At 58.7% G+C, this 23,802-nt stretch carries 19 protein-coding genes; 14 read left to right on the top strand and 5 right to left on the bottom strand.

Features of this window, described 5'->3' with window-relative positions; translation table 11 throughout:
* Positions 1 to 5: 5 nt before the first annotated feature.
* Together G8764_RS08370 and G8764_RS08365 are read right to left on the bottom strand one after the other, a co-directional pair.
* Positions 6 to 1,493 (bottom strand): patatin-like phospholipase family protein, encoded by a 1,488-nt coding sequence (locus tag G8764_RS08370; RefSeq protein WP_166164048.1) that lies wholly within the window; start codon positions 1,491 to 1,493, stop codon positions 6 to 8.
* Positions 1,493 to 2,629, bottom strand: a complete 1,137-nt coding sequence (locus G8764_RS08365) for an alpha/beta hydrolase fold domain-containing protein (protein ID WP_166164046.1) — start codon at positions 2,627 to 2,629, stop codon at positions 1,493 to 1,495. The genes G8764_RS08370 and G8764_RS08365 overlap by 1 nt, the downstream gene beginning before the upstream one ends.
* A gap of 506 nt (positions 2,630 to 3,135) precedes the next feature.
* On the opposite strand from G8764_RS08365, the gene G8764_RS08360 reads away from it, so the two are divergent.
* The 3 genes from G8764_RS08360 to G8764_RS08350 all read left to right on the top strand — a co-directional run bounded on the left by G8764_RS08360 (position 3,136) and on the right by G8764_RS08350 (position 6,707).
* Positions 3,136 to 4,443, top strand: coding sequence for an amidohydrolase family protein (locus G8764_RS08360; protein WP_166164044.1), 1,308 nt, complete (start codon positions 3,136 to 3,138; stop codon positions 4,441 to 4,443).
* Between the two features lie 167 nt (positions 4,444 to 4,610).
* Positions 4,611 to 5,474 carry an SDR family NAD(P)-dependent oxidoreductase gene (locus tag G8764_RS08355; RefSeq protein ID WP_166164042.1) on the top strand — a complete coding sequence of 288 codons (864 nt, stop codon included), beginning with the start codon at positions 4,611 to 4,613 and terminating at the stop codon, positions 5,472 to 5,474.
* 51 nt (positions 5,475 to 5,525) lie between these two features.
* The gene (locus G8764_RS08350; protein WP_166164040.1) at positions 5,526 to 6,707 is read left to right on the top strand and encodes a lipid-transfer protein; all 1,182 of its coding nucleotides are present in this window, start codon (positions 5,526 to 5,528) and stop codon (positions 6,705 to 6,707) included.
* Between the two features lie 314 nt (positions 6,708 to 7,021).
* Here G8764_RS08350 and G8764_RS08345 read toward each other — a convergent pair whose 3' ends face one another.
* The gene (locus tag G8764_RS08345; protein WP_166164038.1) at positions 7,022 to 8,053 is read right to left on the bottom strand and encodes a Rieske 2Fe-2S domain-containing protein; all 1,032 of its coding nucleotides are present in this window, start codon (positions 8,051 to 8,053) and stop codon (positions 7,022 to 7,024) included.
* Between the two features lie 310 nt (positions 8,054 to 8,363).
* Here G8764_RS08345 and G8764_RS08340 point away from each other — a divergent pair, with 310 nt between their 5' ends.
* Positions 8,364 to 9,032, top strand: a complete 669-nt coding sequence (locus G8764_RS08340) for a TetR/AcrR family transcriptional regulator (protein WP_166164036.1) — start codon at positions 8,364 to 8,366, stop codon at positions 9,030 to 9,032.
* A 223-nt stretch (positions 9,033 to 9,255) separates the two neighbouring features.
* On the opposite strand, the gene G8764_RS08335 is transcribed toward G8764_RS08340, so the two are convergent.
* Complete coding sequence (locus G8764_RS08335) at positions 9,256 to 10,887, bottom strand: AMP-binding protein (protein WP_166164034.1); 1,632 nt, start codon at positions 10,885 to 10,887, stop codon at positions 9,256 to 9,258.
* Between the two features lie 261 nt (positions 10,888 to 11,148).
* Here G8764_RS08335 and G8764_RS08330 point away from each other — a divergent pair, with 261 nt between their 5' ends.
* The 9 genes from G8764_RS08330 (at position 11,149) to G8764_RS08290 (ending at position 20,825) form a co-directional block, all read left to right on the top strand.
* Positions 11,149 to 11,517, top strand: coding sequence for a Zn-ribbon domain-containing OB-fold protein (locus G8764_RS08330; protein ID WP_166164032.1), 369 nt, complete (start codon positions 11,149 to 11,151; stop codon positions 11,515 to 11,517).
* A 66-nt stretch (positions 11,518 to 11,583) separates the two neighbouring features.
* Positions 11,584 to 12,357, top strand: a complete 774-nt coding sequence (locus G8764_RS08325; protein ID WP_166164030.1) for an SDR family NAD(P)-dependent oxidoreductase — start codon at positions 11,584 to 11,586, stop codon at positions 12,355 to 12,357.
* A gap of 10 nt (positions 12,358 to 12,367) precedes the next feature.
* The gene (locus G8764_RS08320) at positions 12,368 to 13,438 is read left to right on the top strand and encodes an acyl-CoA dehydrogenase family protein (protein WP_166164028.1); all 1,071 of its coding nucleotides are present in this window, start codon (positions 12,368 to 12,370) and stop codon (positions 13,436 to 13,438) included.
* Positions 13,435 to 14,625: an acyl-CoA dehydrogenase family protein gene (locus G8764_RS08315; protein WP_207951761.1), complete on the top strand. Its 1,191-nt coding sequence runs from the start codon at positions 13,435 to 13,437 to the stop codon at positions 14,623 to 14,625. Before G8764_RS08320 ends, G8764_RS08315 begins: the two co-directional genes overlap by 4 nt.
* Positions 14,626 to 14,684: 59 nt before the next feature.
* Complete coding sequence (locus G8764_RS08310; protein ID WP_166164026.1) at positions 14,685 to 15,914, top strand: CaiB/BaiF CoA transferase family protein; 1,230 nt, start codon at positions 14,685 to 14,687, stop codon at positions 15,912 to 15,914.
* A complete protein-coding gene (locus G8764_RS08305) occupies positions 15,911 to 17,065 on the top strand; it encodes an acyl-CoA dehydrogenase family protein (protein ID WP_166164024.1) in 1,155 nt (384 codons plus the stop codon). Before G8764_RS08310 ends, G8764_RS08305 begins: the two co-directional genes overlap by 4 nt.
* A 48-nt stretch (positions 17,066 to 17,113) precedes the next feature.
* A complete protein-coding gene (locus G8764_RS08300) occupies positions 17,114 to 18,148 on the top strand; it encodes an acyl-CoA dehydrogenase family protein (protein WP_166164022.1) in 1,035 nt (344 codons plus the stop codon).
* 263 nt (positions 18,149 to 18,411) lie between these two features.
* Positions 18,412 to 19,212: an enoyl-CoA hydratase gene (locus G8764_RS08295; protein ID WP_166164020.1), complete on the top strand. Its 801-nt coding sequence runs from the start codon at positions 18,412 to 18,414 to the stop codon at positions 19,210 to 19,212.
* Between the two features lie 68 nt (positions 19,213 to 19,280).
* On the top strand, positions 19,281 to 20,825 hold the full coding sequence (locus G8764_RS08290) for an acyl-CoA synthetase (RefSeq protein ID WP_166164018.1): 1,545 nt from the start codon (positions 19,281 to 19,283) through the stop codon (positions 20,823 to 20,825).
* A gap of 196 nt (positions 20,826 to 21,021) precedes the next feature.
* Here the strand turns inward: G8764_RS08290 and G8764_RS08285 are convergent, their stop codons facing one another.
* A complete protein-coding gene (locus tag G8764_RS08285; RefSeq protein ID WP_166164016.1) occupies positions 21,022 to 22,551 on the bottom strand; it encodes a class I adenylate-forming enzyme family protein in 1,530 nt (509 codons plus the stop codon).
* 335 nt (positions 22,552 to 22,886) lie between these two features.
* Between G8764_RS08285 and G8764_RS08280 the strand changes: the two genes are divergently transcribed.
* A complete protein-coding gene (locus G8764_RS08280; RefSeq protein WP_207951760.1) occupies positions 22,887 to 23,756 on the top strand; it encodes a MaoC/PaaZ C-terminal domain-containing protein in 870 nt (289 codons plus the stop codon).
* Positions 23,757 to 23,802 lie beyond the last annotated feature (46 nt).

Below are 23,802 nucleotides of genomic sequence, written 5' to 3'. Positions count from 1 at the left end.
CAACCCTATAGAATCGGGTGGTTAAACGCCAGCGCAGCGCCGTCCTGCTTGATGGCGTCAACCTCCAGTTTCTCGAGACAGGCGTCAATTTCCTTGCTGATCAGGCTGGCCATTCGAATCTGTTCCAGCTTGGGCCAGCTGGCGGCCTGCCCGGCGTGATAGATTTGCTGGATTTCGTCGTCACTGTTGTACTGATACAACAAATTACGCAAACGCAAATGCTTGATATGCAGTGAAATATTGATATCACCCACATAGCTTTGGTCGAGCACCTGGTACAGTCCACCCAGGGCAAAATCCAGCTGTCCCAGCAGTGACTGCTCGCTGGACCAGCGGCGGATATTGCTGACCGATTCCTTCAGTGCGGTAAAGTAGAGTCGCTTGAGTGAGCGAAACAGGCTCTCCTGGTTCTTGTGGTTCAGCTCCAGGTTGTAGAGCAGCCCCGCCGGGTTGATCATACTGACCACAAAATGATTGACGCCGTAGAGGCGCGCCAGGCGCTTCAAGGGCAGGTCGTCGGCGGTGGAGCCATCGACCCAGAGTCGGCCGGGCAGGTAGGGCTTCAGTCTGCCCTGCGAGTCTTTGGCCTCGAGTTGCACTGGCGGCGCCAGGCCGCTCGGCGAGGATGACGCCTTGACCGCCGACCTGATGGTGACATTGGGTGCTGTCATCGCGTTCATCAAGCGTGATTTCTGGTGTTTCTCGTGGGGAGCCACGGAAATATTGATGTGGCGCCCGGTGTGCTCGTAGGCCTCCTCGAACGTCATAGAGCCGACAAACGAGTCGATCATATCGTCCCGCGCTCCGGCGACCGTGTCGCCGGAGCGCGCCCGCAGTAACTCCCAGGCGTTGAAAAAACGGCCTTCATAGCGCTTTGCGGCAAAGTAACCCTTGAGCTCCTCATCGCTGAGAGTCCCTATTTGGGCGCAGACCCAGGAGCCGGCGCTGGAGCCGGATAGCACGCTGGGCAACAAATTTTCCTGCAGCAAGGCATCGACCACACCGTGGTGAAAATAGATCAGGCCGGCACCACCGCTCATGCTCAATGCCGAGCGACCGAAGCAGTGACTGGCGCGGCGGAAAAAGTTGCGTTTCCGTTCATTGCTAATGACGGCGTCCGGGGCATCCAGCAGGGCTCGTAGTGCCCTGCTGATCAATTCCACAAAATCCACAATCAATTGCTTGGTACCAAGACGAGCGCGACTGTAGAGCAGGGCATTGCCCATACCGGCCATATTGCCGTGAATGCCCTCGTTGAGGGTAAACAGCAGCTCTTCGTAATCGCCTTTGTTCATGCAGTCTTGCATGCGTCGGTAGCGCGCCAAAATCTGGTTGGCATCGAAATACTGGCTGTCGACGCTGGCTTTCCATTGGTTGCCCCCTGACAGCTCATCGTGCTGCCGAGCCAGGTCGCACCACTCCGCGTAGGTGCGGGCGGCGGCCAGGGCAGACTCCAGGTTGGCGAGTTTTCTATTGGTCGGGAGTTTTAACATCAGCACTCTGCATCCTCTGCCTTCGATTCATGTCTCACGGGATGTTCGGCCCGGGATTGCAGGAAAGATTGGAATTGGTCCTGCAGGAAATAGAACACCAAGCGGTTGAGAGCGTCTGTCTGGGGGCTGTGGCCCAGGTCAAACGCGTGTTGGGCGCCGGGGACTTCGACAAAGCGGAACACGGTCTTGCTCAGGGGTTGCTGGGCTGCCACGAATGCCTGCGCTTCAGCCACGTCAATCATACAGTCGGCGCTGCCATGGACCAGCAGGCAGGGTGGCAGTTGCCCACCGACATGGTCGATGGGTGAGGCCTGGCGCCACAGCTGGATACCCTCACCATCGGCGGGTACGGGCATGACTTTGGCGAGCATAAACTGCGCGATTTTGGGGTCATCGATAATGCTGAAGCGGTCGAGAAAGTCGTAGCGGCCGTAGAACGGTGCAATCGCCTGAACCCGGGTATCAACCCCGGCGAAGCCCGCTTGCAGACTGGCGCGTTCGGCCTGGTCCAGGGCCGCCGCCAGGGTCGATAAGTGACCTCCGGCAGAGCCGCCGCTCAGGGTAATGAAGTCGGCTCGCCCGCCGTAGTCTGGCGCGTGTTTTTTTACCCAGGCGATCGCTGTCAATACGTCCACAATCATTGCCGGATAGCGGTGCTCGGGGCCCAGCCGGTACTCAATATCAAATACAAGCCAGCCGGCGGTGGCCATATCGTGCACCAGGGGGCGGCCCATCTGCCCCTTTTTACCGGCCACCCAGGCGCCACCGTGGATATGGATGAGTATTGGTCTGGGTTCGTCCGTCTGGCTGCGATGGTAGATATCCAGGCGCTGCTCGGGCAGTTCGCCGTAGGCCAGGTCCCGCTGTATAAGCAGGCCACGGCGCTGGCAGCGCAGCACCAGTAACCAGCGCCCAATATCCACCCATCGGGTGCGAAAATCAGCGTCGTTGGCGATGCCGAGGGAGGCGGCCTGCGCCGCTGCAAGTCTGCGCACCTGGAATTGCCGTAGCAGTCCCGCCGTCGCGGCGAGCAGGGCAATAACCGCGGGCACTCGCACCGTCAATTCGCTGCCTCCGGCGAGCACCAGGGTGCCGGCCGACAGCAGGATCGGCACGACAAATAGCTGGCCTGTCACGCTGAATATCCAGTACAACGGCGCCCAGGCTTTAAGCTGACGGTATTTCAGTGGCACAATGGCGCAAAGGGAAAACAGGGCCAGGCAAACGGCGAAACTGGCAATCATATTAATACATAAAAGTCATAGTTAAAGTTTGGCCATCGCCACTCATGCCGGGCTTTGAGCGACACAAACAAGCGTCAGGTGCTGCTCGGAATGGTTGGGTGGGTCGGGATAAACCACAATCGTCTTGCCGGCTTGTCGGCAAGCTCGCAGGAATACACTATTGCCGAGTCATTTGATTTTACACTTAATAACTGACTACATGTCAATTATTAACCATCGTAAACAGAAAAAGCTTTGACAAATCCGGGCTGCATGCGCAAACTATAACTGACTAGTAGTTATTTTTGTAGTTGTAAATTGACCGCTAATCACAGCGAATCACAACAAACCATAGCTAAGCGTAGATAGCCACCAATAACACTCTCGCCAGCCCAGCTGGCCTGAAAGGAGAAGCCAGTATGAAGATGGACGATATGGTCCTGATCAGTGTCGATGACCACCTTATTGAACCCCCGGATATGTTTGAGCGTCACACCCCGGCCAAATTCAAGGGCCGGATGCCTCGGGTGGTGCAGGGTCCACAGGGGGAAGACATGTGGTTGATCGGCGAGATGCCAGTGCCCAATATCGCACTCAACGCCGTCGCCGGGCGCCGCCCCGAAGAATATGGCTTTGAGCCCACGGGCTTTGAGCAGTTGCGCAAGGGCACTTACGACGTGCATGCGCGCATCGATGATATGAACGTCAATGGCCAATTGGCGGGCCTGAATTTCCCCTCCTTTGTCGGTGTTGGTGGCCAGACCCTGGAAAAAGTCCAGGATCGCGAGCTCGGTCTGGCCATTGTCCGCGCCTGGAACGATTGGCATATCGACGAGTGGTGTGGCGCCTACCCGGGCCGCTTTATTCCGGTGGGTATCGTCAGTAACTGGGATCCGGTTGCCGCTGCGGAAGAAGTGCGTCGCATTGCCAAGAAGGGCTGCTACGCTATTTCCTTTCCGCCCAACCCCTGCCTGAGCAAGTTGCCCAGCCTGCATAACCCGGTCTGGGATCCCTTGTGGAAGGCCTGCAGCGACACCGGCGTGGTGGTGTGCCTGCATATTGCCGACGCTTCCAGTGCGGTGCCGTCCATTGAGTCCCCGGTAGACGTGATGATCGCCAATATGCCGGTGTCGCTCTACGCTACTGCCACCGACCTGACCTTCTCACCCATACTGCGCAAGTTTCCGGATATTCGCTTCGCCCTGTCCGAAGGCGGCGTCGGCTGGATTCCGCACTTCCTGGAGCGGATTGACTATGTGCACGAGCGCCATATCTGGACCAACCAGGACTTCGGCGGTATGAAGCCCAGCGAGCTGTTTTTGAAGCACGTGTACACCTGTTTTATCGACGATAAAGTCGGTATCAAGGTCAGGCACGACGCCGGACTGTCGAAGATGACCTGGGAGTGCGACTACCCGCACTCGGATTCAACCTGGCCGAAAGCCCCGGAAACCCTGTGGCCCAGCATTAAAGATATTCCCGACGAAGAGATCGATATGATCACCCACCTGAACGCGATGAAGGCGTTCCAGTTCGACCCCTTCAAGCACCTGAAGAAAGAAGACTGTACCGTGGGCGCATTGCGGGCCAAGGCGACTCACGTCGACCTGAGCTTCACCAATACCGAAGGCAAGGGTGTGCCTCCCGCGCAACATAAAGGGCCGGTTACGTTTGGTGATGTCACCGGGCAGCTGACCAAGATGCTGGACGTGGGCGCCAAGCAGTAGTTTGGGAGCCCGGTACTAGCCGCAGCGCCAGGCGGGCCACTTTGGTCGGCTGGTTTGGCGCACTGTAATACCTGACTCGCTGCCGCCGGGGGACCGTCGGCGGCGAGCATTTCTATAGATCTACAACTGACGAACTGTCATTTTTATCAGTATATTAAGGAGTTGTTATGGCCTTGCTCGACAATAAAGTCGCCATTATTACCGGAGCTGGACGCGGTCTCGGCGAAGCCTACGCCAAGCGGCTTGCCGCGGCAGGCGCAGCGGTGGTTGTCAATGATATTGGCAGAGACGAACAGGGCGTCGCGCTGGTCGACAGCGTGGTCCAGGCCATTGTTGCGGCAGGCGGCCGGGCGGCCGCCAATTGCGCCGACATTGCCACCATGGAGGGCGGGGCGTCACTGTTGCAAACCGCGCTGGACAACTTTGGCTCAGCCGACATTCTGGTCAACAACGCCGGAATTCTGCGGGACAAAAGCTTTCTTAAATTGACTGAAGCCGATTGGGACAGTGTGTTGGGGGTAAACCTCAAGGGCATGTTCACCGTGACCCAGCCGGTATTCGCCTGGATGAAAGCCAACGGTGGCGGCGTCATTGTCAATACCTCTTCTACCTCGGGTCTGGTGGGCAACTTCGGCCAGCTCAATTACGCCGCCGCCAAGGCGGGTGTCTTCGGTATGTCCAATGTCCTCGCCATCGAGGGTGCCAAAGCCGGAATTCGCGTGTGGACACTGGCGCCGGCGGCCACTTCGGCCCTGACTGCGCCGCTGATGACGGATGAGCAAAAACAACTGCTCGACCCGGACCACGTCGCCGAAGCGGTGCTCTATATGGTGAGCGAGTTGTCGGGCGACAAAACCGGCCACTGCCTGTTTGCCTCCGGGCAGAGTATTCGTGAGTTGAAACTGGTGTCTGCGGCGGGTATTCGCGGTCGTGGCGAAAACCCTGGGCTTGACGCCGAGGGCATAGCCGCCGCGAGCGAGTCAATTTTTCTCGATGCGCCGACTCTGGTGATCAATGATTTCGCCAGGTAACAGCAAGCGTAGTTCCGTCAACCGCAGTACAGACAGTAAAAGGCACCCACTATGAGCAAAGCATTAATCGCCGGCGTCGGCATGGTGAAATTTACCAAGCCTGGTAAAAGTGAAGAGTACGATGTGCTCGGCGCCCAGGCGGCCCGTGCCGCGCTGGAAGACGCGGGAATTGATTACCGGGATGTGCAACAGGCCTATGCCGGTTTCGTGTTTGGCGATACTTGCTCCGGGCAAACCGCACTCTACAATGTTGGCCTGACTGGCATTCCAGTGATCAATGTCAACAACGCCTGTGCAACCGGCTCTACTGCGCTATTCCTAGCGCGTCAGGCAGTGCAGAGCGGGGCTGTTGATGTGGCCCTGGCAGTGGGTTTCGAGCAAATGCCCAGTGGCGCATTGGCCAGCAGTACCGCGGACCGCAAAGCGACCACGGCGCGGCTCGATCAAACGGTTGCCAGCATCCAGGGCTGGGATGACCGGGCCATGCAGGCGGCGCAATATTTTGGTGGTGCCGGCCGCGAGTACATGGAAACATACGGCGCCTCGGCGGATCTGTTTGGCCGGGTGTCGGTGAAGGCGCGGGATCACGCTCGCCGCAACCCGTACGCCATGTTTACCGACCCCCTCAGTCTGGAGCAGGTCATGGCGTCCCCTGCCATATTTGGGCCCGTTACCCGCCTGATGTGCTGTCCGCCAACTTGCGGTGGCGCGGCGGTACTGGTTGTGTCCGATAGTTACGCCAAAAAGAAAGGGCTAAATAACCTGATTGATATTGCCGGAATGGCGTTGACCACCGACACTGAGGCTAGTTTCAACAGTGGCAGTGTCATCAATGCCATCGGCGCTGACAGCACCCGCCGTGCCGCCGCTGCCGCCTACGAACAGTCAGGTATTGCGCCGGAAGATGTGGATTTGGTCGAGTTGCACGATTGCTTTTCCACCAACGAGATCGTCAGTTACGAAGCGCTCGGCCTCTGTCCGCTGGGTGGTGCAGAAAAGTTTGTTCACGACGGTGACAACACCTACGGCGGCAAAGTCGTTACCAATCCCTCCGGTGGGTTATTGTCGAAGGGACACCCCCTGGGGGCTACCGGCCTGGCCCAAATAACGGAATTGAGCTGGCATTTACGCGGCGTTGCCGGTGAACGCCAGGTTGAAAACGCCAGTGTTGCCCTGCAGCACAATATCGGTCTCGGCGGTGCCTGCGTGGTTTCTGTTCTCAAGCGCGCTTGATGTCGATGTGCTGATTGCCTTTGCCTGATTATATTAGACCTGATGGCCGCTGTGCTGATGCGAGGTTTGGCGGCCCCATCCCTGCCTTCACTTGTGCCCTGCCTGCTGCCCGGAAGATCCCGGACACTGTCTTGATTGCTGCTGCACCCAGTGCAGTAACCCCTTTCCAATTGCGAATAATGATTTGCTTGCAGTGACAGGTTTTTCCGTGGGAGACGAATAGGTCTGGGGCGGCGAGACCGGAGCCAGGGCGCGAGCTGGCGCCAGGGCTCCGGGTAGCCTCCTTGTAACCGGGGTTTTCTGCGCGCTTGCGTCTACTGTTCGATCAGCGGTTGTTCTGCCGGCGGCTGTTCCACGGGTGGCAAATCGTAAAAAGTGGCCTGCCATTTTCTCAGTGTCCTGAATGCCTGGACGTCTTGCTTGGCCAGCAGGGGCCTGTCGACGTATTTTTGATGACGCCAAATCAACAGGTCTTCATCGACAGTGGTGAGGATTTCTTTTTTAATGCGTTCCTGGATGGCTACCGGCATGTCTCCCTTTTCTCCGCCCTTGCGTTCCCACCAGATGGTGTTGAACAGTTCCGAGGTTTCATCGTCGATGGGGGTGGCAGAAAACAGGACGCGGTAGTTGTAGGCTCCTTTAAACACATTGAACGAGCAGCCTACACCCGAGGTGCGGGTATCAAAGACCATCTCGATGTCATTGGTACGCACCGACTTAAAGCCAAACAGGGTGCGGAACACCGAATCGTTGTCGCGAATGTCCATCTCCAGCAGCAGCGGATCCAGGGGCGAGTCGTGCACGTAGCGGAAGTGCATTGAATCGACGCTGTTTTCAAAGGTTATTTGCGGGTGCACGGGTTCATTGGGCCAGCGGCGCGTGCCGTGGGGAAATATCGGATAGAAATCGTCTTCCGATTTGTCGGAAAACTCGGTAAAGCTGTCAAACATATGGGGCAGGTCCCAGCGCGGCGGGGCGCCGGTGGGATCGTGCCAGAGAAACACGCAGCCGTGCTGCTCGAGAATAGGCCAGACCTTCAGGCGTTTATTGACGGTTTGCTCCTGGTAGGGAATCTCGACGTTTCTGCCTTCTCCGCTCCACACCCAACCGTGGTAGGGACAGGTGACGCAATTGCCCTTGACCTTGCCGCCGTGCCCGAGGTGGGCGCCCATATGATGGCAGTGGGCATCCATGACCCGAAGCTCGCCATCTTCACCGCGGAAGGCCACCAGGTCGTGCCCAAAATACTTCAGCGGCCTGGTTTCACCCACGGGAATTTCACCGCTCCAGGCTATTTGAAACCAGCCAACGGGCTTCATTGAAAACGGCAGTTCTTTCAGGTTCATAGGTCTGGCTCCAAATCTTTAAAGTACACAACTGGATGGTTTGCGCCTGTCAGCCCGGGAATTCCCTGCCCGCAGGCGGCGCTTTTCTATAAAAACTAATATACCATCAGTTTTTGGGTCGGGCAACAATCAGAGTGCTCAAAGCGCAGCTAATTGAGCTCGGGGTAATCCCCTAGACGGGATGAAAGCCGTTGTTTCTATTGGTCTTTGTAATTTTTTCTAGAGCCACAATTGAACCTGGGAGCTGAGTTTCCCGACAAATTCATGTACTATTTAACCTTCACATCGTTGGTTTTAGGACATTGAGAATATGCGCACGGTTGTCACCACAAACAATCATGGTCAATCACTGGGCCGCAAGGGCCTGCAGACGCGCAAGCGCCTGATGGACGCCGCCTGCAAGCTGCTGAAATCCGGGTCGCCCGTCGAGCTCACGGCGGTCTCCATCGCCAAGAAAGCGAAATCGTCTTCAGCGACTTTTTACCTCTACTTTTCCGATGTCAGGGATATCCTGCTGGCACTCACGGAGGAAGCGGAATCGGACATGCAGGCTGTGCATGCAGTGCTGGATGAGCCCTGGGACCCCAAGGTGCTGGATGTTGAGCACTCGCGGCGGGTGGTTGACGCGTTTGCCTCCGTGTGGGACAAGCACCGGGAGGTGTTGCGCTACCGCAACCTCGAGGCCGATCGGGGTGACCCGGTATTCGAAAGCATTCGCTTGCGAACCTTTATCCGCATCGTCAATCGCTTCGCAGAACACATCGTGGCGGGATACAAAGAGGGCAGCGGAGGCACTAAAAAAACCGCCCTGGCGGATGCTTCGGTATTGGTTGCGGCCATGGAGCGCCTGGCGGCGACAGAGCCAAAGGCGGTAGAAAAAGGTTTGGGGGCAGATGCCATGTGGGATGCGATGACGCGAATTATCGCCCAGACCTTGAGTTTTCCGGCGTCACCGGCAGATTTTGCCAAGAAAAAATAGTTGCCGCCCTTCCAGAATTAGGTCGAAGTAATTTTTTATCCCCGCGCCAGCGGGGGATCCAGTTAGCGCCAGAAACCTAGCGAATCCGGGGCGTGGCCCAGGGGGAAGGGCGTTAACATAAAAATACCCAGCGTATTAATGGCGACAGGCTTGCACCCAAGAAGCGCGGGTTTGGGAGCTGAATGAAAAACGCCAGGCTGGGTGCAGCCTGGCGTTTCGGGTTTTAGCGTTTCTTCAATTGAAAGCCGGCTTTTTCCCGATCCCATGTAGTTGCGGTGACGCCTTCATCACGGAGTTTGTACTTCAGGATGCGACCCACCGGGCTGCGCGGCATTTCCGCTCCGCTGCGGAATTCGAAGTAGCGCGGCACAGCAAAGTAGGGCAGTTGCTCAGCCGCCCACTCGCACAGCGCGGCTTCGCTCAGGCTGGTGCCTTCCTTCAGGGTCAGGGTGACTTTGAGGTCGTCTTCGGTCAGCTCGGACAATACCGCGTGGGCGGCTACGTCTTCGATGGCCGGGTGGCGCCGAAAGGCGGATTCGACCTCAAAGCTGGAGATATTTTCGCCGCGCCGACGCAGGTAGTCCTTCTTGCGATCGACAAAGTAAAAGAAGCCGTTTTCGTCAAACTTGCCGATGTCACCGGTGTGAAACCACATGTTTTTGGTGACTTTGAGGGTGTCTTCCGGTCGCTTCCAATAGCCCTCGAACATCACATTCGGTCGCAGTGGGCGCACGATGACCTCACCGGACTCGCCATCGGGCACTTCCGCGCCGTTGTCGTCGATGATGCGCACATCGAAGCTGTCATTGCGCATGCCGGAACAGTCGCCAGGTACTTCTATGCCCAGTGGCACCGAGGTCACCAGCGAGCACTCGGTCAGGCCAAAGCCGGGGCAGGCTGTATGCTTGGCGCCAAAGCGCTGTTTCCATGCCTGCTGCAATTTGTCCGGGAATGGAGCGCCGCCGACAATGGAAATCTGCCCATAGCAGCGCTTTTCCGCCTCATTTTCCGGAGCCCCCAGCAGCATGGGGAACATGGAGCCCAGCAGGGTGGTGTAGTTGGCGCCGGTGCGTTCAATCTCCGGCCAAAAGTTGGAGACCGAAAAGCGCGGGTAGATGGCGATACGACCGCCGTGCATGAGTTCGCAGATCACATTGCTGACGGCATTGAAGTGAAACAATGGCAGGGCGGTCCAGCTTACGGTCTCGGCGCTACGGCCGGTACCCTCACTGACGATGCGGGCCAGGTTGCAGGCGTAATTGTGGCTGACCATACACCCTTTGGAGGGGCCGGTAGTGCCACCGGTGTAAATCAGCATGGCCAGGTCCGAGGGGGCCACCTCGACCTCGGGATCGCTGCAGTCAGCGGACAGTAATTGCTCCCAGCTCAGAAGCTGGCCGGCGAAGCTGCCGCCCGGCGCGGTACCGCGATGCACCAGGGCTTTGACGCTGGGGAGCTGGTCTTCAATTGCTGCAACGCGCTCGGCGTAGTCGCTCTCGGCGATAACCACCGTGGCGTCGCTGTCGCCCAGTTGATGGCGTAAAAATTCGCCTTTGTAAGCGGTGTTGATGGGCACCGAAATCGCGCCCAGCTTATTGATTGCGAGCCAAATAAAAACTGCATCTTCGCTGTTATCCAGCAGGGTAGCGACGGTGTGACCCTTCTCTACGCCCAGGGCTTTGAGGCCGTTGGCGAGCCGGCAGGCCTGTTTATCCAGGTCGGCGACACTGTATTTTTTGCCTAAAAAATCCAGGAATTCTCGCTCCGGATTGGCCTCAAGCGCCCGCCGCAGCACAGCGTTGATGGTATCTTGGGGCTCACTTCCCCATGGTGTAGATGATTTATCGTTGGTCATTGTCTGGCTTCCCGCAGTTGACGTTGTTATCGAACACCCATAAACTAACACATAGTCATTTATTGGTGCAAATACAGGCTGCTTGTTTTGCCTCATTATACGCACGTTGTTCGCACCTGCGATGTGCATTAGGGAATCGTCTGCCGCCAACTTGCGACAGATGCCCACAGCAGGTGCAGAATTTGGTGGCTCAAGGCCGCTCGTTTGAATAATCAGCGCAAGATGCCCGGCAGGTGCCTTGCCTACTTTGGAGACAGTCCGATGGCCGCAATACGCCCCGATCTCGATTACCTTAATTTCCTGAAAGAGGGTAAGTTTTGTATTCAGCGCAGCACTGGCAGTGGCGAGTATGTGTTTTACCCCCGCACCATCGCCCCGGGGAGCGGCTGTGATGACCTGGAGTGGGTCGCTGCCGCTGGCCGGGGCACGGTGTATTCGACCACCACCGTGCGGGCTCGCCCACCGAAAAGTGACTACAACGTCGCGCTGATCGAATTGCAGGAGGGCCCGCGCATGATGAGCCGGGTCGAGGGCGTGGCGCCGGACCAGGTGCGTATCGGCATGCCGGTCAAGGCACGCATCTTTAATGACGGCGAGCAACCGCCTTACGTTGTATTTGATCCGGCCTGAGCTGTTTTCTCATGCCGTTTATGACAGCGCTTCGCTGTCTCACCGCAAAAGATATTGGAGAAGAGTATGAATAACCCTATGTCCATGGCCGGCCGCGTGATTATGGTCACCGGCGCTGCCCAGGGGATTGGTTTGGCGTTGAGTCGCCAGTTGCTGGATCTGGGTGCCAAAGTGGTTGGCGTTGATATGAACGCCGACGCCCTGCAGGGCGCGGCGCAAGAATTGGGTGACGCTTTCCTGGCCTTGCCCGGCAGCGTTACCGACATTGATTTTGCCGCGGCCGCGGTGGCGCGGAGTGTCGAGCATTTCGGCGCCTTGAACGGCTTGATCAATAATGCCGGCATTACCCGTCCGGCTATGATCGACAAGATGTCGCCCGAGGCATGGCAGTCGGTGATTGACGTGAACCTGAGTGGCTCGGTGTATTTCATGCAGGCGGTGGGCCGCCACATGCTGGCAGAAGCCAAGGCTGGCAACAAGGCGCCCGGCGCCATCGTCAATATCGCCTCTGACGCCGGCCGGCGCGGCAGCCTTGGGCAAATCAATTACGCCTCGGCCAAGGCCGGTATTTTCGGCGCCACCATGACCGCCGCCCGGGAGTGGGCGAAATTTGGTATTCGCTGTAACGCCGTTTGTTTCGGGGTGGTTGCTACGGCGATGACGGAAACCGTGCGCAACGACGAGCGCTTTGCCGATAACTACCTGGCGCAGATTCCGCTGGGGCGCTGGTCTTCCCCGGAAGAGGTGGCGAAGCCGGTGTGCTTCCTGTTGTCGGACGCGGCTTCTTATATCACCGGTCAGGTGTTGTCGGTCAACGGTGGTTTCACCATCGCAATGTAAGGTGCTTGCTATGCAGGAAATGGACGAATTTATCGCCATGTTGCGCGACAGTGCCGAGGGCTTTTTGGCGGACTTCCAGGCGTCGGCGGCGGCTCAAACCACCATCGCCGAACCGCGCCCGCTGCAGCGCGAATTGTGGTCTGCCATGGCGGACCTGGGTTGGCTGGGCCTGATGTTGCCGGAAGCGCAGGGCGGCTTGGCCCTGCCGCTGTCCGCGGCGGCAGAACTGGTGGAGGTAATGGGTCGATACCGTTTTCCGGTCCCCTATATTGAGGCCGCGGTCTTGCCCGCACAGGTTTTGGCGAGTGCCGGCAATGACCCGTTGGCGGCCCAGCTCGCCAGTGGTGAACAGTTGTTTTGCCTGGCCTGGCAGGACCACCCGGGCAGTGAAGAGGCCTTTGCGGATTGCACCCTGCAAGATGGCAAAATCAGCGGCAACAAGTCTTTTGTCGCCGCACTGGAGCCTGGTAGCAAGATGCTGGTGTGTGTAAATGCCAATGGTGGCGCGGCAATTGGGCTGGTCGACAGCGCTGCCGCCGGCATCACCGTGCGCCGCAGTGCCAGCGCCTCCGGCAGCTTCTGCAGGGTCAGTTTCGATCGGGTGCCGTTCGAATTGCTGCTCAGTGGAGCGGCTGCGCAACAGGCGCTGGCGTCCGCGCTGGCGGCCGGGCGCCTGCTGGCCAGTGCGTTCCTCAGTGGCCTCGCGCGCGCGTGCTTGCGGGATACCGTCGAATATCTCAATCAACGCCACCAGTTCGATCGCAAATTGTCGAGCTTCCAGACGGTCTCTCACCGCTGTGTGGACATGCATATTCATATCGAACTGGCCGAGGCGGTGTGGCGCGTTGCCGCTGAATCTGGCACGGCAGCGACGCTGAGTGCCGCCAAGGCCCGGGCTAGTGACGTGGCCCAGGATGTCTGCCGGCAGGCAGTACAGTTGCACGGTGCGATGGGCTTTACCGAGGAGTGTGCGGTGGGCGAATACTTGCGCCTGGCCTTGCAGTACGGCAATTGGTTGGGCGGTGCCAACGCCATGCGACGTCAGTTTCAATCGTTACGCCAGGCGGAGGTACCGGTATGACCCCTATGACCATCGATCGCGATGCCCTCAGCGACGAAGAATTCCGCGGCCAATTGCGCGCCTTTCTGGCGGAGTATTACCCCGCCGAGCTGAAACAGGATTTCTATCGCCCTTTTCGCCGCCTGCGTGGCGAACCAGCCAACCAATGGTTGCGTACCCTGCAGCAACACGGCTGGCGCGCCCCCGCCTGGCCGCGCGAGCACGGCGGTATGGGACTGTCGTTTCGCAAGCAGCTGATCTATCACGAGGAGCTGGAGCATGCCGGCGTGGCGCGGATAATCGACCTGGGGGAAACCCAGCTCGGGCCGACCTTGATCAAGCTGGGTAGTGCCGCCCAGTGCGAGCACTACTTGCCGCGTATTCTCAATTGCGAGCATGTCTGGTGCCAGGGCTATTCCGAACCCAATGCCGGCTCAGACCTGGCCAGCCTGCGCACCAGCGCCGTGCTCGAGGGAGACGAATTCGTCGTCAACGGCCAGAAGATCTGGACTACGCACGCCAACGATTCGACCCATATCTTTACCCTGGTGCGCACCGGCAAGTACGCCAAAAAACAACAGGGCATCAGCTTTTTGCTGATTGACCTGAATACCCCGGGAATCACCATTCGCCCGATTATCAACCTCGCCGGCGAAGACGAATTTTGCGAAGTGTTCTTCGATAACGTGCGCGTGCCCAGGGACAATCTGGTGGGCGAGCTGGACCAGGGCTGGACGGTGGCGAAAGCGCTGCTGGGCTATGAAAGGGTGTGGATCGGCAGTCCGGCGCTGGCCGGCAAGGCCCTCGACCTCGGCCAGCATCTGGTGCAGCAACTGGGCCTGGAGAGCGATCGCGGGGTTATGGATCAACTGGCGCAACTGCAAGCCGACCTGCACGACTACCGCTTGCTCTACTCGCGCATCTGCGACGCCATTGCCGACAGCGGCAAGCCACCGGGTCCTGAGGTCTCGATGCTCAAGGTGTACGCGTCTGAGCTGCTGCACCGCTTGACGGAATTCAATGTCTCGATCAGTGGCGAGTACGGCGCTGTGGTCGGTGATGTCGAACTCGCCGGACCGTCTGCTGAGGTCACGGCAACCGATCTCTATTGGCAGTTGATGATGGCGCGTCCGGTCACAATTTTCGCCGGTGCCAACGAAATTCAGCGGGACATTCTCGCTAAAACTGTTCTCGGCCTGCAGGCCTGATTCGCCTGCCGACCTGACTGACTGACCGGAATTGTGCCCGGCAGCAAAGGAGTATGAAAATGAATAATACAGGCGCACTTGCCGGTGTTCGCGTGCTCGATATGACGCGGGTTGTGGCTGGCCCCTATGCGGGGCAGATTCTCGGAGATCTCGGCGCGGAAGTGGTTAAAATCGAGCGCAAGGGTGAAGGTGACGACTGTCGTCGCGTGGGCCCGCCGTGGATGGATAATGAGCTGGGCCGGGAGGGCCAGGATTCCACCTACTACCAATCGGTCAACCGCAACAAGCGCTCGATCGCGGTAGATTTCGCCACCGAAGCAGGCGCCGAGCTGATCCGCAAGCTGGTCGCCAATGCCGATGTGCTGGTGGAAAACTATCGCACTGGTACCCTGGCGCGCTACGGCCTCGGCTACGAGCAATTGCGGGCCATTAACCCCAGGCTGATCTACTGCTCGGTCACCGGTTTTGGCCAAACCGGCCCCTACGCCGGACGCTCCGGCTACGATTACCTGGTGCAGGCGATGGCGGGGCTGATGTCGGTCACCGGCCATCACGACGGTGAGCCGGGTGACGGCCCTATGCGGGTGGGGGTGCCCATCGCCGATATTTGCGCGGGCCTGTACGCGGCCATCTCGGTGCTGGCAGCGCTCAACCACCGCCACGCCAGTGGCGAGGGCCAGTACATCGATGTGTCGCTGTTCGACTCCCAGTTGGCGGCCATGCTCAATACTTTTTCCGGTTGGTTCAATGGCGCTACCGCTTTGGGCCGAACTGGCAATGACCATCCCAGCGCGGCACCCTACGGTGTGTTTCCGGTGGACGACGGTTACATCCTGATCGCAACCTTCAACGACCGCGAATTTATCCGCCTGGCGGGTGTGCTCGGTCACCCCGAATGGCCAGGGGACAAGCGCTTTTGCAGCATGGGCGCACGGGTGGCCAATCGCGAGGCGCTGAAGGGGCTGGTGACCGAAGCGCTAAAAGGTAAAGGCAAGGCCGAGTGGGTGGAAGTACTCAATGCCGGCCAGGTTTCCTGTGGCGGTATCAACGAGATGGCGGACCTGGAAAAGGACCCCCAGGTGCTGGCCCGGGAGCTGATTATCAGTCAGCAGCACCCCAGTAATGGCACCATTCGCAGCGCCGCCAGCCCCATGCGCTTTTCGGCGTCGCCGGTGAGCTATCGGCAGGCACCGCCCCTGTTGGGTGAACACAACGAAGAAGTCTTGTCCTCCTGGCTGGGGTTGGACGCCGGGCAAATCCGGGCCTTGCAAGAGACGGGGGCCATATGACCGCGGCCTATCGTTTTTCGCCCTATGCGGTGCCGCCCCAAGCAGAGGCCCTGCGTGCGGAAGTGAGGGAGTTTGTGCAGGCGGAGGCCAGCCACTGGAGCGGTTGGCAAATAGCGCACTCCTGGACCGGTTTTGATCGCCAGCTGAGTCGCAAACTCGGAGAGCGCGGCTGGATCGGCATGACCTGGCCGAAACGCTATGGCGGTCATGAGCGTTCCGCCATGGAGCGCTATGTGGTGCTGGAGGAATTGCTGGCGGCGGGGGCGCCGGTCGGTGCCCACTGGGTAGCGGATCGCCAGAGCGGACCGCTGATTCTGCGCCTTGGCAGTGAAGCCCAGAAAGCCAAATACCTGCCGGCTATTTGCCGCGGTGAGGCGGCGTTTTGCATCGGCTTGTCAGAGCCGGATGCCGGTTCTGACCTGGCTTCCCTGCGTTCCAAAGCCGAGCGGGTGGAGGGTGGCTGGCGCCTCAACGGGCGTAAAATCTGGACCACCTACGCGCAGGATTGCGATGTCATGATCGGCCTGTTTCGCACCGGATTTTCCGAGGCCCACGGCAAACACAAGGGCCTGTCGCAATTCCTTATCGATTTGCAAACCCCGGGTATTGAAATCAACCCGATCCGGGACCTGACCGGGGAATCCCATTTTAACGAGATTGTGTTTGACGATGTCCTGCTCGGCGAAGATGCCTTGATGGGCGTTGAAAACGACGGCTGGGCCCAGGCCAATGCCGAACTGGCGTTCGAACGCAGTGGCCCGGATCGCTACTTGAGTTCCTTTCCGTTATTACCGCTGGCACTGGCACAACTGGGCCAGGCCGTTGACGACCCGTCCATCGCCCGGGATATCGGCGCGCTGGTGGCAGAGTTGACGGTGTTGCGGCAGATGTCGCTGTCGATCCAAAACCAGCTGGAGAGCGGCGCAACACCGCTGCAGGAAGCAGCAATAACCAAGTTGCTGGGTACCGGTTTGGAGCAGCGAATGCCGGGCTTGATTGCCGATATCGTCGAGGCGCAACCCCTGCGCCGGCGCGGTGACAAGTTATCCGAAGCGCTGGCCTATCTGATCCAGGTTGAGCCCAGTTTCTCCCTGCGCGGTGGCACCAACGAGATCATGAAGATGATCATTGCCCGCGGTATGGGCTTATAGGTTTTGACATAAGTCAGTTCCCGGATCTGAACTAAACAGGATGGCGCGATGAGCGAATTGAATATTGCCGAGTTGTTGGCAGACCAACTGGAAAAACTGCTCGCTGCCGAGGTGAGTGCGGAGAGCCTTGCGGCACTGGAAAACGGCACTGGCAACCGGGCACTGTGGCAACACATTGAAGCGATGGGGGTGGCGGATGTCATGTGCACTGGCGCGGAGGCTGCCGGTCTCGGCTGGCAGGAATGTGCCGAGTTGTTTCGCGTGCTGGGGCGGCACGCCGCACCGCTGCCACTGGCGGAAACCCTGCTGGGTCGGCGCCTGTTGAGCCAGGCTGGACTGGCGATACCCGAGGGGCCGCTGGCGCTGGTGGATGCGGATATCAGTCTGGATGACGCCGGCTGCTTGCAAGGGGCGGCGGATATGATCAGCTGGGCGCCCTGGGCAACGGCGATACTGGGCATCGCCCGGCGCGGCGCTGAGACGTTGTTGTTCAGTGTCGCCGGCACGGCTGTCAGCGCCGCGGCGACCGAGTTGCACAGCCTGGAGCGCGCACCCACCGCCGCGATTGATTTTAGCGGCATGACGCCACAGGCCCAGGCGCCGATTGCGGCGGAGGCGTCCATACGGGAGCAACTTGCGGTTGTGCGCGCCCTGCTGATCAGTGGTGCCTGTGACAAGGTGGTGGAACTGGCGGTGGAGTATGCCAATACCCGCAAGCAATTTGGCAAGCCCATCGGCAAGTTCCAGGCCTTGCAGCACCAGCTGGCGGAGGCCAGTTGCCGCGCGGCGGCAGCGGAGATGGCGGCAAAATACGCCTGTCGTGAGCTGGACCAAAAGCAGCCATCAACCGGCGCGGCCGTGGCCAAGTACACCGCCAGCGTTGCCGCCAGGGAGGTCAGCCGCATTGCCCATCAGGTGTTTGGTGCCATCGGCATCACCGATGAGCACGAGCTGCACTATTTCACCCGCCGCCTGTGGCAGTGGCGAGTCGATGCCGGTAACGAACGCTACTGGTCCGGGCAGTTGGGCGCCAGGGTATTGGCTGCCGGCTCGGCTCAGCTGTGGCCCTCCTTGACGGCATAATGTGAAGTCAGGTTGGCAGCCCCGGGCAAGCGAAAAGAATCCGCGCCGTGAATTGCCAGTTACCGCGGCATGTGTTAATTTAAAAGCTAACATATAGTTAGTTTATGGCTGGGTAGATAAGCGCATGACGCAACCGCGCCTGGGCTATGAAGCATTGGCTGATCCCGGGTAGAAGATTGGCCGGCCAATGACTGACCCCAGCTGTCAGGCCAATGAGATTTGTCGGCATTTGAAGGCCGGCCCCGCACCTTACGGAGATGAATATGGATTATAACGATATCACTTATGAAACCACGGGTGCGGTGCTGCGCGTCTGTCACAATCGCCCCGACAAGGGCAACGCCCAATCCACTCGGCTGTTGGCTGAGCTGGATGACGCCCTGGCCCGGGCCAAGGCTGACACTAACATTCGGGTGGTGATCCTGGGCGGTCAGGGCAAGCACTTTTCCGCCGGTCACGACCTGGCCGATGGCATGAAGTTGCGCGGCGATTACACCGTTGAGCAACACTGGCACTGGGAGCAGGAGCACTTTCTCGGCAACGCCATGCGCATCTGGGACCTGCCCAAACCAACCATTGCCGAAGTCCGGGGTGCCTGTATCGCCGGTGGATTTATGGTGGCCAACTCCTGCGATATCGTTATCGCCAGTGACGACGCCTATTTTTCCGATCCGGTGCTGCACTCCATGGGCGCGGCCGCGGTCGAGGCTCTTTTGCACCCCTGGGTGTTGAATACTCGCAAGGCCAAGGAGTTGTTATTCACCGGCGGCAAGATCAGCGCCGAGGAAGGCAGGGAGTGGGGCATGGTCAACCACGTAGTGCCCCGCGCCGAGCTGGAAGATTTCACTATGAAAATGGCCCAGCAAATTGCCAAGGCGCCACCGCACGCCACCGCCATGCTCAAGCGCTCGTTGAATCGCACTGCAGATATCCAGGGTTACCGCAATTCCCTCAATGCACATTTCGACACCCATACCGTCAGTTCTTCGACCAAAGAGTTTTGGGATATCGTTAACCAGGGTGTGGCGAGCATGGTTGCCGGCGGTAAAAAATCGGGCGAGTAAATTGCCTGCAGGGTTGGGAACGCTAGTCGATTTACTTTTCAGCCATAAGTACACACAGGAGTTTTACCATGCACCCGAGTATACATGCCAGGGAACGGCCCAACGCCGCTGCGATTATTATGGCGGAGACTGGCGCTACCACCACCTACGCCGAGCTTGAACAGCGCTCGAACCAGGGCGCGCAACTGTTTCGCCAACTCGGCTTGAAGCCCGGTGATGGCATTGCCCTGTGGATGCGCAACTGTCCCGAATTCCTGCAAATATGCTGGGCGGCGCAGCGCTCCGGCTTGTACTTTACCCCTATTTCTACCCATCTGACGCTGGCGGAAGCCGCCTACATTATCAAGGACAGCGGTGCCAGGTTACTCATCGCCGCAGCGGAGTTGGCCGGGGTACAGGAGCTGATCGCCAGCGGCGCTGCGGCGGAATTTGGTCCCGACTTTCACTGTTATTTCGATACTGACGAGGCATCCCTGCCGCGCTGGTCCGAGGCGGTTGCCGCGCAGCCGAGCGCGCGCATTAACGACGAGACCGCCGGCCAGTATATGGTCTACTCCTCCGGGACCACGGGTAAGCCCAAGGGCGTGCAACTGCCGCTGAGTGGTGCGCCGGCAGACCAGCCCCTGCCGTTTGTGGCCATGCAGCGCGAGCAGTACGGCGTCTCGGAAAACAGCATTTATTTGTCGCCGGCGCCCCTCTACCACGCCGCGCCACTGGTGTTCAGCATGACCATGCAGAGCATTGGTGGTTGCGTGGTGATCTGTGAAAAGTTTGAGCCGGAAGCACTGCTTGGCGCCATCGAACGCTTTAAAGTGACCCACATACAAATGGTGCCGACCATGTTCGTGCGCTTGCTGAAATTGCCCGAGGAGCGACGCCGCGACGTCGATTGCAGCAGCCTGGAGTGTGTGATTCACGCCGCGGCGCCCTGCCCGGTGCCGATCAAGCAGCAGATGATCGACTGGTGGGGGCCGATTCTCTGTGAGTACTACGGTGGCTCGGAAGGTAACGGTGCTACCTACATTACTTCCGCGGAGTGGCTGCGCAAGCCCGGCTCGGTGGGGCGCGCGCAATGGGGTATTTTGCATATCTGCGATGAAGAGGGTGAGCCGCTGCCGGCGGGCGAGCAGGGCGTGGTCTATTTTGAGGGCGGCTTTGATTTCAAATACAAGAATGACGACGCCAAAACCCGGGATGCGCGCAACCCCAAGCACCCGGGTTGGTCGACCCTGGGCGATATTGGCTATCTCGACGAGGACGGCTACCTGTTCCTCACCGATCGCAAGAGTTTTATGATCATTTCCGGCGGCGTGAATATCTATCCCCAGGAAATTGAGAATGTTCTGGCGGTGCACCCCAAGGTTATGGATGTGGCTGTGTTTGGTGTCCCCAATCCCGAGTTTGGCGAAGAAGTGAAAGCGGTAGTACAGCCGTTGCACTGGGCAGATGCCGGAGATGAATTGGCGGCGGAACTAATGGCCTATTGCCGGACGCAGCTGTCGGCGGTTAAATGCCCGCGCAGTATCGACTTTGATGCGGCCTTGCCGCGCATGGATAACGGCAAGTTGTACAAAAAACCACTGCGTGACCGCTATTGGCCGGCTAAGGGTTGATAGCTACTAAGGGGTAATGGCTCTAAGGGCTAATAGCTAAGGGGGCTAATAGCCAAGGGGGTCTAATGGGTTGTGCACGCGCCGGAGTAAGCTGCGGGCTTTGGGGGAGGCAGGGCCAGTAATCAGGGCCTGAAGTGAGCAAAACCTCCCTGCCTTACAGGCCGGTAATATCGTGTTTGCCTGGCTGTAAAAGCGGCTACGCGTCAACGCCAAGCGTTTTTAAAAGCCGCCTCAACTCGATCAAGCTGATTTTATAGCTGCTGGTGCGTGGCAGTGTCTCAACAAAATAAAACCTGGCCGGGACTTCCGGCGCACTGAGATGCTGGCGGGCAAAAGCGGTTAGTTGGTCGCTGTCCGGCTGCGCGCAACCCGGTTTTATTTCCAGTACCGCCACCGGAACCTGTCCCAGCCGTGAGTCGTCCTGGCCGAGTACCGCCGCATCTGCCAGCGCCGGGTGCTGGCGCAATTGTTCGGCAATCAGCAGCGGTGACAATTTAAAACCACCGCGAAAAATAGTCTCTTCCAGTCGCCCTGCGAACCACATAAAACCGTCCGCGTCGATACGCACCAGGTCAGACGTGGCGATCCAGTCGGGCCCGACCCGTTCAACCCTGGCTTCGAGGCGGCCAACCCTGTTTTCTTCCAGTACTGCACCACTGTCCGGGTCGGTAACACGGAGCTCGACGCCGGCCAGGGCGCGCCCGCAACTGCCCATTTTGGTGTTGGAGAATTCGGCCAGCTCAGCCATGCTCCAGCTGCTAATCACGCCGCAAAATTCGCTGGCGCCGTAGCTCAGGTTGACGGGAATTTTCAGTTCATTTTGGAAATAGGCCTGCACGTCGCGGTCCAGTGGCGCTGCACCGGTGCGAATGACCTTGATGCTACGGAACAACTCGGAGGGTAGTTGTCGCTGGTACAGTGCCGTCATGGCGGCCGGGGGGATGTCGGCGGCTATGGGCTGAAATCGCTGCACCAACAATAGCCATGGGTCCAGCTGGAATTTTTCCAGGAGCGCCATGGGCAGGCCCATGGCCAGTGCCGGTGTGCTGGCATAGACGCCACTGATGTTACTCAGTGGCAGCACCGAAATGATCGGAGTGGGCGCACTGGCGCCGGCATTCATCTGGGTCAGCGAGAGTACCGCCGCAGAAGTGCTGGCGCCCAGGTTGCCGCGGCTCAGGCGAATGCGCTTGGGGCTGCCGGTAGTGCCACTGCTGAGGGTTTCTATGGCGGCTACGCTATCGTCTTCGCAGTAGGAGCCTGGGGCTGTGCCAGCTGGTGTTTGGGGCTGGTGGAGAAGTTCAATGCCGTCGCAGGTGATGGCAATGCCGAGGCAATTTAACGATTGCGCGGCGCTGACCAACTCGTCGTTCCAATCCTCTTGGTCGGCAAGGATAACCCGGTAACCCTCCTGGCGCAGGTCCTGGATAATCTTGCTGGTGGATTGGTAGCAGTGAATCATCGAGGCGCAGCGGTCGGTGAGCAGTAGACCCCACAGGCAGCTGATGTGCAGGGGCCGAGTGCGGGCGACAAAAGCTACGCGGGTGTGGTAGCCCGGTTGGTGTTGGTGCAGTGTTTGGTCGAGCAGGGCGATAACCTCTTTAACGGTCTGCCACGAGTACTCCCGATTATTGTAGTAAAAGGCGGTGTCCTGATTGTTGCTGTGCAGCAGGGACTGGAAAAGTGTCTTGGCCAGCGCGGACCGGGGTGGTTGCATGAGATCCATGGTGCTCCGCTCGATGTTGTTGCAGGCAATTGTTGCAGGCAATTGTTGCAGGCAATGCGAGTGCCAGTCTCATTGCCAATACGACTAACTCTGACTGCCAGTTGCTTGTTTAACTAGAACTGTCTGTATATTAGTTTATTTATACCAGCTATGCCTCAGGGGAGTAAATATAAAAGCTTTATTCCCTCGCCTTAATGAGTGCTGAGGTTGAGTAATAGCTGATTATATGTTAGTTTTTAGTGCTGAAGTGGGATGGGCTGCAATCTGGTCCAGCGAGCAGGCGACTGAGCCGCATGCGAGGCCCCGAATTTCCTTATCAGCTTGGAGCAAACAGCGTGGGATTTGAATACGAGAAAATCAAGAACTGGCCAATACCGGAGGGTTACCAGGACTATTCTGAGAATGATTGCATTTTGTATGCACTGGGCGTGGGTGCAGGTGCGGGGGATCCCGCCGCCGACCTGAACCTGATATACGAGAAAAACCTCGCTGTGCTGCCCACCATGGCAGTGACCATGGCAACACAGGGTACCATGTGGGTTGCCGACCCGAAGACCGGCATCGACTTGAGCAAGTTGTTGCACGGTGAGCAGTACCTGACCATACACAAGCCCCTGCCAGTTTCCGGTAAAGTAACAAGCCGCAGCTATGTGGAGGAGATTTACGACAAGGGCGCCGCCAAGGGCGCGGTCATGATGATGGCGCGGGAGATCAGTGATGCCGACAGCGGCGAGCTGCTGGCGACCTGCACCTCGGCGGTATTCCTGCGTGGTAATGGCGGTTGTGGTGGCCCCCAGAGTGGCCAGCCTGTGCCCCAGCCCATGCCCGAGCGCGCGCCGGATGTGGTGATTGATGCGATCAGTCGCGAGGAGCAGGCTGCCTTGTACCGCTTGACCGGCGATACCAACCCGTTGCATATCGACCCCAAATTCGCTGCCATGGGCGGCTTCCCCAAACCCATATTGCATGGCCTCTGCACTTACGGTTTTGCGGCCAGGGCAGTCATCAGCGCCGTTTGCGACGGTGATCCATCCCGTTTGCGCAAATTCAACCTGCGTTTCGCCAACCCGGTATTTCCCGGCGAAACCCTGCGTACAGAGATATGGAAAGAGGCTGATGGCAAGGCGTCCTTCCGCACCTTTGTGGTAGAGCGTGAATTACTGGTATTGAACAATGGCTATGCCGAATACGATGCAGCGGTATAGTGGTATGCATCGTTGTTCTCTACCAATCCAGGCAACTGCAGCCAAC

The organism is Pseudomaricurvus alcaniphilus (genome assembly GCF_011440395.1).
GTDB lineage: Bacteria > Pseudomonadota > Gammaproteobacteria > Pseudomonadales > Cellvibrionaceae > Pseudomaricurvus > Pseudomaricurvus alcaniphilus.
The sequence above is the reverse complement of the archived record's forward strand: the minus strand, read 5'-3'. Positions and strand labels throughout refer to the sequence as shown.

Bases quoted from the DNA above. Each gene is read 5' to 3' on its own strand.
- G8764_RS08340 (WP_166164036.1), top strand. From the start codon at position 8,364: ATGCGCACGGTTGTCACCACAAACAATCATGGTCAATCACTGGGCCGC.
- G8764_RS08325 (WP_166164030.1), top strand. From the start codon at position 11,584: ATGAATAACCCTATGTCCATGGCCGGCCGCGTGATTATGGTCACCGGC.
- G8764_RS08350 (WP_166164040.1), top strand. From the start codon at position 5,526: ATGAGCAAAGCATTAATCGCCGGCGTCGGCATGGTGAAATTTACCAAG.
- G8764_RS08290 (WP_166164018.1), top strand. From the start codon at position 19,281: ATGCACCCGAGTATACATGCCAGGGAACGGCCCAACGCCGCTGCGATT.
- G8764_RS08285 (WP_166164016.1), bottom strand. From the start codon at position 22,551: ATGGATCTCATGCAACCACCCCGGTCCGCGCTGGCCAAGACACTTTTC.
- G8764_RS08305 (WP_166164024.1), top strand. From the start codon at position 15,911: ATGACCGCGGCCTATCGTTTTTCGCCCTATGCGGTGCCGCCCCAAGCA.
- G8764_RS08315 (WP_207951761.1), top strand. From the start codon at position 13,435: ATGACCCCTATGACCATCGATCGCGATGCCCTCAGCGACGAAGAATTC.
- G8764_RS08370 (WP_166164048.1), bottom strand. From the start codon at position 1,493: ATGTTAAAACTCCCGACCAATAGAAAACTCGCCAACCTGGAGTCTGCC.
- G8764_RS08300 (WP_166164022.1), top strand. From the start codon at position 17,114: ATGAGCGAATTGAATATTGCCGAGTTGTTGGCAGACCAACTGGAAAAA.
- G8764_RS08360 (WP_166164044.1), top strand. From the start codon at position 3,136: ATGAAGATGGACGATATGGTCCTGATCAGTGTCGATGACCACCTTATT.
- G8764_RS08320 (WP_166164028.1), top strand. From the start codon at position 12,368: ATGCAGGAAATGGACGAATTTATCGCCATGTTGCGCGACAGTGCCGAG.
- G8764_RS08335 (WP_166164034.1), bottom strand. From the start codon at position 10,887: ATGACCAACGATAAATCATCTACACCATGGGGAAGTGAGCCCCAAGAT.
- G8764_RS08295 (WP_166164020.1), top strand. From the start codon at position 18,412: ATGGATTATAACGATATCACTTATGAAACCACGGGTGCGGTGCTGCGC.
- G8764_RS08330 (WP_166164032.1), top strand. From the start codon at position 11,149: ATGGCCGCAATACGCCCCGATCTCGATTACCTTAATTTCCTGAAAGAG.
- G8764_RS08345 (WP_166164038.1), bottom strand. From the start codon at position 8,053: ATGAACCTGAAAGAACTGCCGTTTTCAATGAAGCCCGTTGGCTGGTTT.
- G8764_RS08355 (WP_166164042.1), top strand. From the start codon at position 4,611: ATGGCCTTGCTCGACAATAAAGTCGCCATTATTACCGGAGCTGGACGC.
- G8764_RS08310 (WP_166164026.1), top strand. From the start codon at position 14,685: ATGAATAATACAGGCGCACTTGCCGGTGTTCGCGTGCTCGATATGACG.